Annotated in this window: 10 protein-coding genes and 1 riboswitch; of the genes, 6 read left to right on the top strand and 4 right to left on the bottom strand. The window is 40.4% G+C overall.

The window, feature by feature from the left end; translation table 11 throughout:
- Positions 1-109 precede the first annotated feature (109 nt).
- Positions 110-1,087 (top strand): sugar phosphate isomerase/epimerase family protein, encoded by a 978-nt coding sequence (locus LBYS_RS15595; protein ID WP_041823798.1) that lies wholly within the window; start codon positions 110-112, stop codon positions 1,085-1,087.
- A 30-nt stretch (positions 1,088-1,117) separates the two neighbouring features.
- On the opposite strand, the gene LBYS_RS15590 is transcribed toward LBYS_RS15595, so the two are convergent.
- A complete protein-coding gene (locus LBYS_RS15590; RefSeq protein WP_013409806.1) occupies positions 1,118-2,203 on the bottom strand; it encodes a heparan-alpha-glucosaminide N-acetyltransferase domain-containing protein in 1,086 nt (361 codons plus the stop codon).
- On the bottom strand, positions 2,175-3,206 hold the full coding sequence (locus LBYS_RS15585; RefSeq protein WP_013409805.1) for an AI-2E family transporter: 1,032 nt from the start codon (positions 3,204-3,206) through the stop codon (positions 2,175-2,177). Before LBYS_RS15585 ends, LBYS_RS15590 begins: the two co-directional genes overlap by 29 nt.
- 166 nt (positions 3,207-3,372) lie before the next feature.
- Here LBYS_RS15585 and LBYS_RS15580 point away from each other — a divergent pair, with 166 nt between their 5' ends.
- On the top strand, positions 3,373-4,773 hold the full coding sequence (locus LBYS_RS15580; protein ID WP_013409804.1) for a hypothetical protein: 1,401 nt from the start codon (positions 3,373-3,375) through the stop codon (positions 4,771-4,773).
- 63 nt (positions 4,774-4,836) lie between these two features.
- Here LBYS_RS15580 and ltrA read toward each other — a convergent pair whose 3' ends face one another.
- Both ltrA and LBYS_RS15570 read right to left on the bottom strand, forming a co-directional pair.
- Positions 4,837-6,210: a group II intron reverse transcriptase/maturase gene (ltrA, locus tag LBYS_RS15575; protein ID WP_013406875.1), complete on the bottom strand. Its 1,374-nt coding sequence runs from the start codon at positions 6,208-6,210 to the stop codon at positions 4,837-4,839.
- Positions 6,211-6,740: 530 nt separating this feature from the next.
- Complete coding sequence (locus tag LBYS_RS15570) at positions 6,741-8,957, bottom strand: NADP-dependent isocitrate dehydrogenase (protein WP_041823795.1); 2,217 nt, start codon at positions 8,955-8,957, stop codon at positions 6,741-6,743.
- Between the two features lie 148 nt (positions 8,958-9,105).
- On the opposite strand from LBYS_RS15570, the gene LBYS_RS15565 reads away from it, so the two are divergent.
- From LBYS_RS15565 to LBYS_RS15550, 4 genes are all read left to right on the top strand, one after another.
- Positions 9,106-9,672: a DUF1684 domain-containing protein gene (locus LBYS_RS15565; protein WP_013409802.1), complete on the top strand. Its 567-nt coding sequence runs from the start codon at positions 9,106-9,108 to the stop codon at positions 9,670-9,672.
- Positions 9,659-10,684: a UDP-N-acetylmuramate dehydrogenase gene (gene murB / locus LBYS_RS15560; protein WP_013409801.1), complete on the top strand. Its 1,026-nt coding sequence runs from the start codon at positions 9,659-9,661 to the stop codon at positions 10,682-10,684. The genes LBYS_RS15565 and murB overlap by 14 nt, the downstream gene beginning before the upstream one ends.
- An 11-nt stretch (positions 10,685-10,695) precedes the next feature.
- Positions 10,696-11,298, top strand: a complete 603-nt coding sequence (locus LBYS_RS15555; RefSeq protein ID WP_013409800.1) for a hypothetical protein — start codon at positions 10,696-10,698, stop codon at positions 11,296-11,298.
- Positions 11,299-11,336: 38 nt separating this feature from the next.
- Positions 11,337-11,433, top strand: a riboswitch (TPP riboswitch).
- 125 nt (positions 11,434-11,558) lie between these two features.
- Positions 11,559-13,745 (top strand): TonB-dependent receptor, encoded by a 2,187-nt coding sequence (locus LBYS_RS15550; RefSeq protein ID WP_013409799.1) that lies wholly within the window; start codon positions 11,559-11,561, stop codon positions 13,743-13,745.
- Positions 13,746-13,753 lie beyond the last annotated feature (8 nt).

Raw genomic sequence — 13,753 nt, 5'->3', positions numbered from 1 at the left:
TGTCGGAAAAATTGATTTCAAGACCTTTAAAATAAAAGTCAATACTGTGCCAGTAAAATGATATTTTTTGTAGGTTTGGGTTTTACTAACCAAAATATTCAACCATTTTATGAAAAAAAGTATTATGCTTAGCTTCATGGCAGCAGGTGCATTATTCTTCCAGTCTTGCACCCAAAAAGCAGAAGAAACTGCCTCTGATTATACCATTTCACTTGCACAATGGTCTTTACACAAAAGTTTTTTTGGAGATGCTTTAAATGGCAACTGGCAGGAATTTGGTAGACTCCTGAGAGAAGCCCCGGATTCTTTACTACAGGGTCCTCTTAAACCTATTGATTTTCCTTCGATCGCTAAAAGTTACGGGATATCTACAATAGAACTTGTAAATACCTTCTACTATGGCAAAGCTAAAGACATGGCATACTGGGAAGACTTCAAGAAACGCTGCGATGAGGCAGGTGTAAATGTAGGTCTAATCATGTGTGATGCCTTAGGTGACCTGGGAAATGCGGATGAAGCAGAAAGACAGAAAGCAGTAGAAAATCATTACCCATGGGTGGATGTAGCCGCCTATCTGGGTGCGCATACCATTCGGGTAAATGCTGCCGGACAAGGTACTGCGGAAGAAGTTGCGGCTAATGCTGCAGATGGTTTGAAGAAGCTTGGGGAATATGCTGCTACAAAAGGTATAAATGTAGTAGTAGAAAACCACGGTGGATATAGTTCTGATGGATCTTGGTTATCTGGAGTAATGAAGACGGTGAACATGTCAAATGTAGGAACCTTACCTGATTTCGGGAACTTCTGCATGGAACGCGGTCCTGAAGGCTGTACTAAATCTTATGATATGTACAAAGGCATAGAAGAACTAATGCCATATGCAAAAGGTGTTTCTGCCAAGACGAATGATTTTGATGCAGATGGCAATGAAACCACAAAGGATTATGCCCGCATTATGAAAATAGTAAAAGACAGCGGCTTCAAAGGGGCTATAGGAATAGAATATGAAGGAAATGTTCTTTCTGAAGACGAAGGTATCAAAGCTACTAAGGCCTTATTAGAAAAAACATTGTCTAATTTGAAATAATAGGACGGTAGGTCGGAGTTAATCTTCGACCTACAATCTCAATCGAATTCTCTTCAACAAACCCGTGACTTGGATCAGAAAAAGCGCCAAACCGAGAGATAAAATTATCCCTATCCAAGTATTCACTTCCGGAGATCTCCATCCGGTTAGACTTCTTAAACTGTACCAATAATAAGGAATCAAATAGCACGTGAGAGTAGCCGCTCCCGCGGGCATAAGTAGCTTTGCCCATCCTTCCTTCCCTTTTAAATCTACAACATAAAAGAGTACTGCATACACTAAATATCCAATGCCTCCGCAGATACAGACCCAAGAGGGTGTAGCAAGTATTTTTGAGATCCCTCCGATAGGCCGAAGGACAAACCCTAATACCATCCATAGCACACCTAAGGCTATCAAGGTGTAGAAATACGATAGAGACTTCTTGTAAGTTACTGAAGCTATAATACCCAACACACACAAAAAGGGTAAAGCTCCACTCTCTACTACCCAAAAATGGACACGGAAAGGTTTTATGCTATCAAGTGCTCCTGAATGGTCAGCAACACTCAGGCATAGCAATAAAAAGGCTACAACGTACAAGGCCTTCAGATTGCCTTTACAGAATTTATAAAGCCCTGCTGCTATCAGGTAACTCCAACCTATTAATCCCAAAATCCCCCACCAATGGGTCTTCATAGAACCGGGATATAAATACACAAAAAGAATCAGTCCCGCTACACCAAGCACCCTGGTAAGTACGGTACTTTTAACTGACCAAATCAGAAAGAAGGAGGTAACCGCCAGAATACTCATCAATGGTTTGCCCGGTCCTGAAGGAAAATACTCATAATTAACCAAAAAGACCCCCATAACAAGTAGGGCAAAAGTTCTCATTCCTATTCCCTTCCAGTCTGCCTTTGCAAAGGGGATGGACATACCCACAATAAGTAAAAAGATGGGAAAGATGACATCCGAAAAACCCATACCGTCTTCGTGCATTTCCGTATGTAGCATCCATTTCGGTACATTTTTTACCGTAAATAGGTCATTGACAAAGATCATAAAGAACATGGTTAGGGCTCTAAAGATGTCTATAGACAGCAGCCTATTTTTCTTTTGGTCTTCCATATTCATTGAGATAAACTTTAAATAACACGGCTACAGATGATAATAGTAAAGGGCCAAAAATCAGACCTAACATTCCGAACAACTTCAAGCCTAAGAGCACACCAAAAACAGTAATCAAAGGGTGTACATTTCCCAGGGTTTTCAAGAGTGTAAACCTCAACACGTTATCAATACCTCCTACAAGAAAGAAACAGTACAAAGTCAACCACAGCGCATTTGTCCATTCACCGGTAGCGAAGGATACAATACATATAGGAACATATACGGCCATAGTACCTAAGACAGGAAATACAGTAGCCACTCCGGTAACGATTCCCCATAGCACCGCATTTTCTACCCCAAAAAGATAATACCCTAGCATGGCTACCAGACCCTGACACATGCCCAAGATAGGAATTCCAATGGCATTCGTTCTCACCATTAATTTGATCTCTGACCAAAGCTCCTGTCGGCTCACCTCCGAATACGGAAAAAAATGGGTCAGTTGATTCTCCAATTTCCGTCCGGAAACCAACATAAAATATAAGACGAAGAAAGCAACAAGCATGTTCAGCAGTACTTCTGCTACTGAATTCAAGATTCTAGGAAGGTATTTTGTAAGGCTTTGGAGGAAATCTGCTAGTGCTTCATCTGAAAGATCAATATTTTCCAGGACCGGCTTCTTGCTCATATATTCTTTGACCTGATTAAACTTCTGCATGATACTATCCGTATTATCCAGAAAAACGGACAGACGCGGAATCATATAGTCAATCAAACCCCAAAGCGGCAAGACAATAAAAACGATGGAAAAAAAGATAAAAAGTAAGGCTGTTAATACTTTATTCCACCTCTTTTGTTCAGTCAGACGGAAGTACCATTCTCTGTAAACGATATACAAAGTAATAGCGGCCAGAAATCCGGGTAAGTAGTAATTTAGATAATGAAAGATCAGAAGACAGGAAAAGACTATGGCTATAATAAGCACAATCTGGTTAATTATCCTGTTACTGATTTGTGGAGAAGCCATGATTCTGGAAATTTCTACCCTTAAAATAAACAGTAGATTCGGGGTAGAAAAGCTTTGTTCAAAAAATCACCTTTTGGTACCATTTAATAAATTCTTAATTTTGTTTACATTACCTAATGTTTAATACTAAAAACATAGGTATATGCCCTACTGAACCCTTTTTCAGATGATTCGTATAAGATCCGCCAACTACCCGGTGGCGTTAGCAGTACTTTATATCAATATACCACTAGTATTATTTTATTATTATTGGCTGGTAAATCCGTGGAAGATTTTGACAGCTACCTTATTTACAGGATTAACCTTTTACCAGATTTTCGCCTCATCAAATATTCAGATACAAATATCTGCTATTGAAAAAACTAAAATATTCCTTTTAACGGCAGCTCTTATACTCGTTTCAGGTATCACAGGTATAGGGGGTAGCTCCACTTTAGATCTTATTCATCATCTTCAGAAAACTTACGATTTTTCCAGCAAGAGTTTACCCATATATTATGATAATCCCTCAGCTTACGCCAGTTACTATTTCGGGTTTTACATTGTTCCGGGGTTAATCTTAAAACATGTTTCTAACATACATCTATTACTAGGCATCTGGGAAATGCTAGGTCTATACTTAGGATTAACCTGGTTATATCTCATTTGCAAAAGAAATTTCTACCACATTCTTCTTCTGTTTTTTATCAGTGGCGTACTTAGCTTTATCATGCCTCTATTGGAAGGGAAAAATCTATTGTCCAGTTCTTACTTCTACTTTTACGAAACCCGCTGGAATCTACTACCCATGTATCTTTCTTTGCGCTGGGTACCAAATCAGTTCATATACACCCTTATTGTTACCGGAATAGTATTGTATCTCCGTCCGAAGGAATTGGTAAATCTATCGTCCTTATTTATAGCAGGATTGTTCTGGGCTCCATTTGTCGCCATAATACTGGGCATAATCTACTTATTAAAGGTCTGGCCGGAGTTTTCCAAAACCAAAGTAAAAAACCTTAGCATATACTTGGGCCTAAATGTTCTTGCCATGCTGGGAGTAGCCCTCTATCTACTGTCTAATCAAACCAGTAGTGAAATAGAGTTCACCCTGACAAGTTCAGAAACCATATTTAACTACCTCCTTTTGCTATTTGGAGAAATAATCATCTTCTACATCTTTACAGAGAAGAGGTATAAACTCCTTTTGGAAATGAAAATCACTATAGTGCTCTTACTTTTTCTGCCTATGGTAAAATTGGGAGTGGGAAATGACTTGTATTCCCGTGCCACCATGCCCTTGCTTTTGATCTTGTATCTCTACTTTATCAAATCTTTAACTTATCCTTCCCAGTGGAAGTGGGCGAAAATCCTTCTGATAGGTATAGTTTCATTTCTACCTATAAAGTATATAGGATCAAACCTTAAGCATTTTTCTTGGAGACCTCATTATGTCCCCTCGGAAATAAAGGATAATTATGATCTGATATTGAGAGATTATCAGAGTAAAACGGTAGCTAACCAGTATCTAATGAAAGAGAATTCTATCTTTTATAAGTACTTATTGGACAATCGAGTAGGAAGATAGGGATTATTTCCCTATCTGTCCTCTCACACCACCCGGCATACGGATCCGTACCAAGGCGGTTTGTTAGAATAACGTCGTTTGATGCGTTGTTCTCCAGTAATAGTAGTCTGCAAATCCTTCGTAACCTAATTTAGTAAAGTATGAGTTTGTTAGCGTTGTTTGAACGATAGGGCTTGTCCCTGTCCGAGTATAGGATTTACGGGTGTTCGCATGTTGGTAGGCAAGCCAGCGTTTGGCTCCCAGTTTCATTAAGTTCCGAATTCGATTACCTGCGGTCTTCCATTGCTTCCAAAGCAGAACACGCAAGCGTCTTCGCACTAGTTCATCTAGTGTTACCATCACCTTCTTATTCGTTGCTATACGAAAGTAATCCACCCAGCCGTGAATAATTTGCCGTAGTTTAGTCAGTCGCTCATGCATAGGAGTAGCTGTATTACGTCGAGTATTTTGACGTAACTTCTCTCGGATTCGTTCGATACTCTTTGCAGAGATACGAATCTGCCAATCTCCTTGAGTTTTGAAGAAACTAAAGCCGAGTAAACTACTTTGGGAAGGTTTGCTTACCTTACTCTTTTCACGGTTCACTTTCAGTTTTAGTGTAGATTCGATGTAACTGGTGATGTTGCGCATAATACGAGTGGCGGATTTATTGCTCTTCGCGTAGATACTACAGTCATCCGCATAACGTACAAATCGATGTCCACGGGAGCTGAGTTCCGTATCCAGTTCGTTCAGGATGATGTTTGACAAAAGTGGACTTAAAGGACTGCCCTGTGGTGTGCCCTTGGTTCGCTTTTGTTCAAGACCATGATCCATAATCCCACAACGAAGGTATTTCCCGATCAGCGCTAGGACTCGACGATCCGTAATCTTCTTGCTCAAAAGATGCATCAGTATGTCGTGGTTCACTTGATCGAAGAATTGTTCCAAATCAAGTTCAACGACCCACGTGTAGCCCAAGTTCAGATACTCTTGCGCTTTAATGACGGCCTGATGAGCATTACGATTCGGACGGAAGCCGTAGCTGTTATCGTGAAAATCACCCTCATACTTTAACCCAAGCCATTGGGAAATGCTTTGCTGAATAACACGGTCGATGACCGTTGGGATACCCAGCATACGCTTGCCGCCACTTGCTTTGGGAATCTCTACTTTCCGAACAGCTTGTGGGCGGTAAGTGCCAGAGAGAATATCCGATCGCAGGGATTGCCAGTGCGTGTTAAGGTAGTCACGAAGATTATCGATCTGCATACCATCAACTCCGCTAGCACCTCCATTAGAGATGACACGATCAACTGCGTGTTTGACATTTCGGATGTGTAATATCTCTTCCAACATAGTATTACTAAAAAAAACCTCAGGCATTGTGTCCACTTCGTTGCACGACTCAGCTAAGCTCCTCTTGCATTTTACTATCAGTTTCCGACCTACCCTCATGCAAGCAGTTCTCTTATGTGGTTCGGCTTTTAACACTTCGTCATAAACTTCATGGTTCCTTTGCCATTCTAACATTCAGACCTTCCCCTGTATAAAGTAGAGAAGCAGGGTACTATGTCCTCTGCTGACTTCTGACTAAAGCATACTAGCATTATTATTCTGCTATATGTTTCTTCGCGGGCATTCGCGTATACCTTTGACAGAGTTTAGTCAGATCTCCCCAGGTAAGAACAATAACTTTCACCTCATATATCCGCTACATTTACCATAGTGTTTCCGTACAGTTTAGGGCTTCGGCTTGTTTTGCAGCCTCACCCAACACTTGCGGCCTTGTATGTAGTTTCTGTTCGTCGGATCGAGGTTTTGCCTCAGACTTCCTTCAGATTCCACCTCACGGTGGACACCCTTGTCATAAGCTAACACTTCCCACTGTAAAGGCGTGTTCGGGACTTACACCCTAGAGTTATTGCACATGCTGGGCACACAAAAAAATCCCCCGAAAACTTCCGGGGGATTCTCTGAATAACCTATTACAACTTAGCAAGAATGCTGTTGAAAGTGGTGCTTGGTCGCATGGCTGCTGAAGCTTTAGCGAACTCAGGTTTATAATACCCTCCTATGTCTTGAGGTTTACCTTGTGCCCCTAGTAATTCTTCATTGATGGCAGCTTCTTTAGCTGTCAACTCTTCTGCAATTGGAGCAAAGATAGCTTTCAATTCTGCATCTTTATCCTGTGCAGCAAGGGCTTGAGCCCAGTATAGTGCTAAATAGAAGTGGCTACCTCTGTTATCAATCTGTCCTACTTTTCTTGCAGGTGACTTGTCATTTTCAAGGAACTTACCGGTAGCTTCATCTAGAGTATCTGCAAGAACTTGAGCTTTAGGATTATTATTTACCTGTGCGAAATGCTCAAGGGAAACGGCTAAAGCTAGAAACTCTCCTAGGGAGTCCCATCTTAAATACCCTTCTTCTACGAATTGCTGTACGTGTTTAGGAGCAGATCCACCTGCACCTGTCTCAAATAATCCACCACCGTTCATCAATGGCACGATAGACAGCATTTTAGCGGAAGTACCTACCTCTAAGATCGGGAACAAGTCAGTATTGTAATCTCTAAGTACGTTTCCGGTTACGGAAATGGTATCTAATCCTTTTACGATCCTTTCTAAAGAGTATTGGGTAGCTTCAGCAGGGCTCATGATTTGGATATCCAAACCTGTAGTGTCATGGTCTTTCAAATACTTCTCTACTTTTTGGATCAGATTTGCATCATGTGCACGATTCTTATCTAACCAAAAGATGGCTGGAGTGTTAGTAGCTCTTGCCCGATTTACTGCAAGTTTTACCCAATCCTGAACCGGTGCATCTTTCGTTTGACACATACGGAAGATATCACCAGCTTCTACCGCTTGCTCCATTAACACATTACCGTCCTCATCTGTAACCTGAACAGTACCTGCACCTGCTAATTGGAAAGTCTTGTCATGAGAACCATATTCTTCTGCTGCCTGAGCCATCAAACCTACGTTTGATACAGAACCCATAGTAACAGGATCTAGAGCACCATTATTTTTACAAAAATCAATTACCGTTTGATAAACACCAGAGTAACAACGATCAGGAATAACAAATTTTGTATCCTTTTGTTTTCCGTCAGGCCCCCACATTTGTCCGGAGGTACGGATAGCGGCAGGCATAGATGCATCAATGATAACGTCACTAGGTACGTGAAGATTAGTGATTCCCTTGTCAGAGTTCACCATTGCCAATGCAGGATTCTTTTCGTACACTGCCTTAATATCAGCCTCAATAGCAGCCTTTTGATCTTCAGGAAGGCTTGCGATTTTCTTCTCAAGATCACCTAGACCATTATTTGGATTGATATTTAACTCATCAAATAAAGTGGCATACTTATCATACACTTCTTTGAAATATTGATACACAGCTCCACCAAATAAAATAGGGTCAGAAACCTTCATCATGGTAGCTTTCAAGTGTACGGAGAAAAGTACATCCTTTGCTTTTGCGTCTTCAATCTCTTTGGCGTAGAAATCATTCAACTTGCTATAGGACATTACAGCAGAATCAACAGTTTCTCCTTCTTGTAAAGAAGCACCTTCTTTTAGAACCTTAGTACTTCCATCTGCTCCTACGAAGGTTATTTTATACTTAGTAGCTTTAGGAACAACTACAGATTTTTCACTACCATAGAAATCACCTTCTGTCATGGAAGAAACGTGCGACTTAGAATCTGCACTCCAAGCTCCCATGCTATGCGGATGTTTTCTAGCATATTCTTTCACCGCTTTCGGTGCTCTACGGTCAGAGTTTCCTTCTCTTAATACAGGGTTAACTGCGGAACCTTTGATCTTGTCGTATTTCGCTTTGATAAAGGTTTCTTCTCCCGTTTTTGGTTCTTCAGGGTAATCAGGAACCGCATATCCTTTAGCTTGAAGTTCTTTGATCGCCGCTACTAATTGAGGAATGGATGCCGAAATATTAGGAAGTTTAATGATGTTCGCTTCCGGCTCAACTGCTAACTTCCCTAAATATGCCAAATCATCAGAGACCTTCTGCTCATCTGTTAAGAACTCTGAAAAGTTAGCCAGAATACGACCTGAAAGGGAAATATCACGGGTTTCAATTTCAACTCCTGCCGGTTTGGTAAAAGCTTCTACTATGGGTAAAAAAGAATACGTAGCCAAAGCGGGTGCTTCGTCCGTAATGGTATAAATTATTTTTGACATTTTATTTAAAATTTGGCGTCCAATATCCACAAAGTTAAACATTCTGACGGAAAAGCTTTTCCCTTACCTACTACCTTAATCTAAAATTCACGAAAAAACCTATTTTTTTAACCCATGCCCTCCTATTTTTGAGAAACAATTTTTATCTATGCGCAGCATCCTTCTTCTGTTAATTTTGCCGTTTTATGTTTGTGCTCAGGACATAAACACCTATAGGACTGCCTATCAAGAAAGAACCAAAAAGCAGTTTCCTAATTCAGAGCAGGCCTTCTTCCCTATTTCTGAAGAGTTTAAGGTACAAGCTAAATACAGATTACTTAAGAAAGGTAAGATCATCTCCGTACCTACCACAGGCACCAAGATCAAAGACTACAAGGAGTACGCTAAGATTAAATTTGAGATCAAAGGTAAGAAGTATGAACTAACCGTATATCAACCACAACCTGTATTACCTCTTTACAAAGATCTCCTTTTCCTACCCTTAAAAGATGCTACTGCACCGGATGAAACCTACGGAGGAGGAAGATACCTTGATCTAAAACTAGGAGATTTCCAAAATGGACAAGTTGAAATAGACTTTAACAAATTATATAACCCATATTGTGCTTTTTCAGATGGCTGGAATTGTCCCATTCCTCCGAAAAATAATGTGCTTTCATTGAGAATCACTGCTGGTGAACTCAAACCATTAAAAACTGAATATGATCAACATTAAAGAAAATATTTCCCTTAAGGGCTATAATACTTTTGGCTTTGATGCTAAAGCTCGATACTTCTGTGAAGTACAAAATTTAGAGGAACTAAAAGAAGCAATTTCTTCTCCCTTAGCTCAAACCCTACTCATCCTAGGAGGAGGTAGTAACGTACTCCTCCTGGAAGACTTTCCGGGCTTAGTGATAAGGATGAATATCAAAGGAATAAAAGTAGTAGAGGAGACTGAGGATACTGTGGTAGTTCATGCAGGAGCTGGAGAAATATGGCATGATCTAGTTTTATTCACTATAGAAAATGGTTGGGGAGGATTAGAGAACATGAGTCTCATCCCGGGGACAGTAGGCGCAGCACCTATGCAGAATATAGGAGCTTATGGCGCAGAAGTAAAGGATACCTTTATAAAGTTAGAAGCTCTTAGAAAACAGGATCTTCAAGTAGTTACTTTTGATAATGCACAATGCAAATTTGGCTATAGAGAAAGCTTTTTCAAGCAAGAGGGAAAAGACCAATATGTCATATTAGGAGTTAGTTTCAAACTAAAGAAAAACCCTTCCGTTAACACCTCCTATGGTGCCATAAAAGATACTTTAAACGAATGGGGAATATCCGCTCCCACTGTAAAGGATGTGAGCAATGCGGTGATACATATCAGGAGAAGTAAACTTCCAGATCCAGCACAGATAGGAAATAGCGGAAGCTTTTTTAAGAATCCTGAAATCCCTATAATACAGTTTGAAGAACTTCAAAAAACTTACCCTAATTTACCTTCTTATCCCATAAATCCGGAAACGGTAAAGGTTCCCGCCGGATGGTTAATCGAACAGGCTGGATGGAAAGGCAAGAAAACGGGACATGTGGGTGTGCATGATAAGCAGGCCTTAGTTTTAGTTCATTTTGGTGGAGGTAAAGGCAAAGAAATTGCAAACTTAGCCAGTGAGATACAAGCATCTGTTTATGAGAAATTTGGGATAAAAATTAACCCCGAAGTTAATTTTATACCTAACTTTACTTAAAAACCATTACAATGAATTTATACCACGGCATTTCTGACGTCATATTAGCGCTCATAGGGCTATACGTATTCTTCAGATATTTGGTGCCTTTGGAATTCACTTCAACTATTCTTTGGGAATCCTTTGTACTTTCAGTGGTAGCAGCCGCCACTTTTGGAGCCTTAGGATTTTTCGGATGGGAAAAAGGGGCTAGTATTTCTCAATTTTTCCAAGGTTTAGCCGCTATAAACGGAGGTATAGGTCTAATTGGAGGAAGCGCTGCGTTAGTGTTCAACAAGGACATTTCTACTTTCGGCAGCTTTGGGATCATCACCGTTGGATTTATACTCTTTATCCTTTATGCCATCTTTAATATTGAACAGATTGGTTTTTGGGTTCCCACCGTCTCTATGCTATTAGTACTCCTTATTGGTATAGTGGGAATGATCAGAGGCAAAATCATGGTAGGACTATGGATAGTGGTAGGTGTAACCTTCTTTGCTTTGGGTACCTTCAGAAATGCACTGTTTGGGGAAAGTGATTTTAATATCAGTCTTTACCATCTGTTACTGGCCGGAGGGGTGCTAAGCCTCGGAATGGCAAATGCCTATTCAAGGAAATTAATGTTGCACTAATTTGAATATTACAAAGTCTATACTACATTTGTAGCGTAAATCTCAAAAAGGGGTGCCTTAATATAACGGGCTGAGATCATACCCATTGAACCTGATGCGGCTAATACCGACGAAGGGATTTGAGGAATCCATCTGGATTCTTTGCAGTAAACATCAAAAGGAAATAGCGGCCGAATTGCCTGTAGATGAAACTGTATTTAAATTAAAAACCGAAGACGGTTTTTGCTCCTTTGACGCCTTCGTAATAATGTAAAATTATTATGAAACTTTATCGTATTTTATTTCTATTGCTGCCGTTCTTCAGCTACGGCCAAACTTTAGACACTCTTAAAAATCTAAACGAAGTGGTAGTTAAGGCTACCCGAGCGCATGAAAACTCCGGAATGGTCTATTCCAATGTAAGCAAAACTGCCTTAGAAAAACGAAACTTAGGTCAGGATCTACCATTCCTTCTTAATCAATTACCTTCTGTAGTGGTCACTTCTGATGCCGGAACGGGCATTGGATATACGGGCATACGAATAAGAGGATCTGACCCCACCCGCATCAATGTAACCTTGAACGGTATTCCTTATAATGATGCAGAATCTCAAGGGGTCTTTTGGGTGAACATGCCTGATTTTTCTTCTTCTGTTCAAAGTATACAGGTTCAAAGAGGCGTAGGATCCTCTACAAACGGCGCTGGAGCATTTGGAGCCTCAGTTAACGTGAGCACCCTCCAAATGAACGCCAAACCCTTTGCAGAGGTAAATGTCACCGGAGGATCCTTTGGAACCCTAAAGACAAACTTCCAAACCTCCTCAGGTCTTCTAGGGTCCGGATTTGTATTTGATGCCCGTTTATCCAAGATCCAATCAGACGGTTACGTAGACAGAGCCAGCTCTGATCTTCAATCCTATTATCTTTCTGGTGGATATTATTTCAAAAATAACTTTATCAGATTAAATCACTTTGGTGGAAAAGAAGTCACCTATCAGTCCTGGTACGGTATTCCTGAAGCACTCGCTAAAGGAGACATGAAGGGTTTAGATGAGTATATCGAAAGAAATGGATATGACCAGTCACACAAAGAAGAGTTACTGGCCTCCGGAAGACGATATAATTACTACAATTATGAAAATGAAGTGGATCATTATGTACAGTCGCACTGGCAATTGATCTCCTCTTTTGAATTATCACCCAAGTGGAGATTTAACCCTACCCTATTCTTTACTAAAGGTGACGGATACTATGAGCAATTTAAGAACAGAGGATACTTCTCTGATTATGGACTAAATGATGTCATCATAGGAGGAGATACCCTCAAAAGAACGGACTTGATCAGGAGAAAATATCTGGATAATTCCTTTTACGGAGGGGTTTGGTCATTAGACTACGAAGGAAACATCAACGCCTCATTTGGTGGAGGATATAACGAGTATAAAGGTGAACACTTTGGTGAAGTGATTTGGGCAAAGTATTTCTCCAATGGGAATATCAATCATAGGTACTATGAAAATAACAGTACAAAAAAAGATTTCAATCTCTATGCAAAACTTTACTACAACTTAGCAAAAAACCTGAATGCATACGTTGACCTCCAGTATAGAACCGTAAGCTTCGATATGGTAGGTACAGGTGATGTGCTCCAACACCTAGATTTCCGAAATACCTGGCACTTCTTTAATCCCAAAGTAGGTCTAACTTACAAACCCACTCCACAGACTACCTATTATATCTCTTATGCCAAAGGAGCAAAGGAGCCCAATCGCACAGATTTTGTGGATACTGCCCCAAATGTTCCTAAACCGGAAAATCTACATGACTTTGAAGGGGGATACAAATACCAGAAAACGAAATTTGTGTCAGAAGTGAATCTGTATTACATGAGCTATAAGGATCAGCTAGTACTAACAGGGAGAATCAATCAAGTAGGAGAAGCCATCCGCATGAATGTACCGAATAGTTATAGGGCAGGTATAGAACTTCAAGCAACTGCCCTGCTTAGTTCAAAGATAAGTGCAGGCGCCAACTTGAGCTTGAGCCGTAACAAAATCAATTCCCTTACCTACGTAGTCCCAAGTTCTGATGGAAGTCCTGACGAAGTCACAGACCTAAGAGATACAGACATTTCCTTTTCTCCAAACATCATAGGAGGAGCTACCCTGACCTACAAGCCAGTGACAAATTGGGAGCTCAGTCTACTTCCAAAATATGTAGGGACGCAGTATTTGGACAATACATCTTCTGAGGATAAAAAACTAGATGCTTACTTTGTTTCTGACCTTAGTTCATCCTATACCTGGAAAGCCGCAACGCTCACCTTACTAGTTAATAACCTATTCAATGCGAAATACGAATCTAATGGATACACATACAGCTATATATATGGGGGAAAAGTAACTGAAAACTTCGTTTTTCCTCAAGCAGGTATAAACTTTTTGGTAGGACTAAAAATAAGGTTCTAAAAAGGGGC

This window comes from Leadbetterella byssophila DSM 17132 (assembly GCF_000166395.1).
In the GTDB taxonomy this organism is placed as follows: Bacteria; Bacteroidota; Bacteroidia; order Cytophagales; family Spirosomataceae; genus Leadbetterella; species Leadbetterella byssophila.
The sequence above is the reverse complement of the archived record's forward strand: the minus strand, read 5'-3'. Positions and strand labels throughout refer to the sequence as shown.

Coding starts and splice junctions, on each gene's coding strand:
- LBYS_RS15595 (WP_041823798.1), top strand. CDS start 110: ATGAAAAAAAGTATTATGCTTAGCTTCATGGCAGCAGGTGCATTATTC.
- LBYS_RS15590 (WP_013409806.1), bottom strand. CDS start 2,203: ATGAATATGGAAGACCAAAAGAAAAATAGGCTGCTGTCTATAGACATC.
- LBYS_RS15585 (WP_013409805.1), bottom strand. CDS start 3,206: ATGGCTTCTCCACAAATCAGTAACAGGATAATTAACCAGATTGTGCTT.
- LBYS_RS15580 (WP_013409804.1), top strand. CDS start 3,373: ATGATTCGTATAAGATCCGCCAACTACCCGGTGGCGTTAGCAGTACTT.
- ltrA (WP_013406875.1), bottom strand. CDS start 6,210: ATGAGGGTAGGTCGGAAACTGATAGTAAAATGCAAGAGGAGCTTAGCT.
- LBYS_RS15570 (WP_041823795.1), bottom strand. CDS start 8,957: ATGTCAAAAATAATTTATACCATTACGGACGAAGCACCCGCTTTGGCT.
- LBYS_RS15565 (WP_013409802.1), top strand. CDS start 9,106: ATGCGCAGCATCCTTCTTCTGTTAATTTTGCCGTTTTATGTTTGTGCT.
- murB (WP_013409801.1), top strand. CDS start 9,659: ATGATCAACATTAAAGAAAATATTTCCCTTAAGGGCTATAATACTTTT.
- LBYS_RS15555 (WP_013409800.1), top strand. CDS start 10,696: ATGAATTTATACCACGGCATTTCTGACGTCATATTAGCGCTCATAGGG.
- LBYS_RS15550 (WP_013409799.1), top strand. CDS start 11,559: ATGAAACTTTATCGTATTTTATTTCTATTGCTGCCGTTCTTCAGCTAC.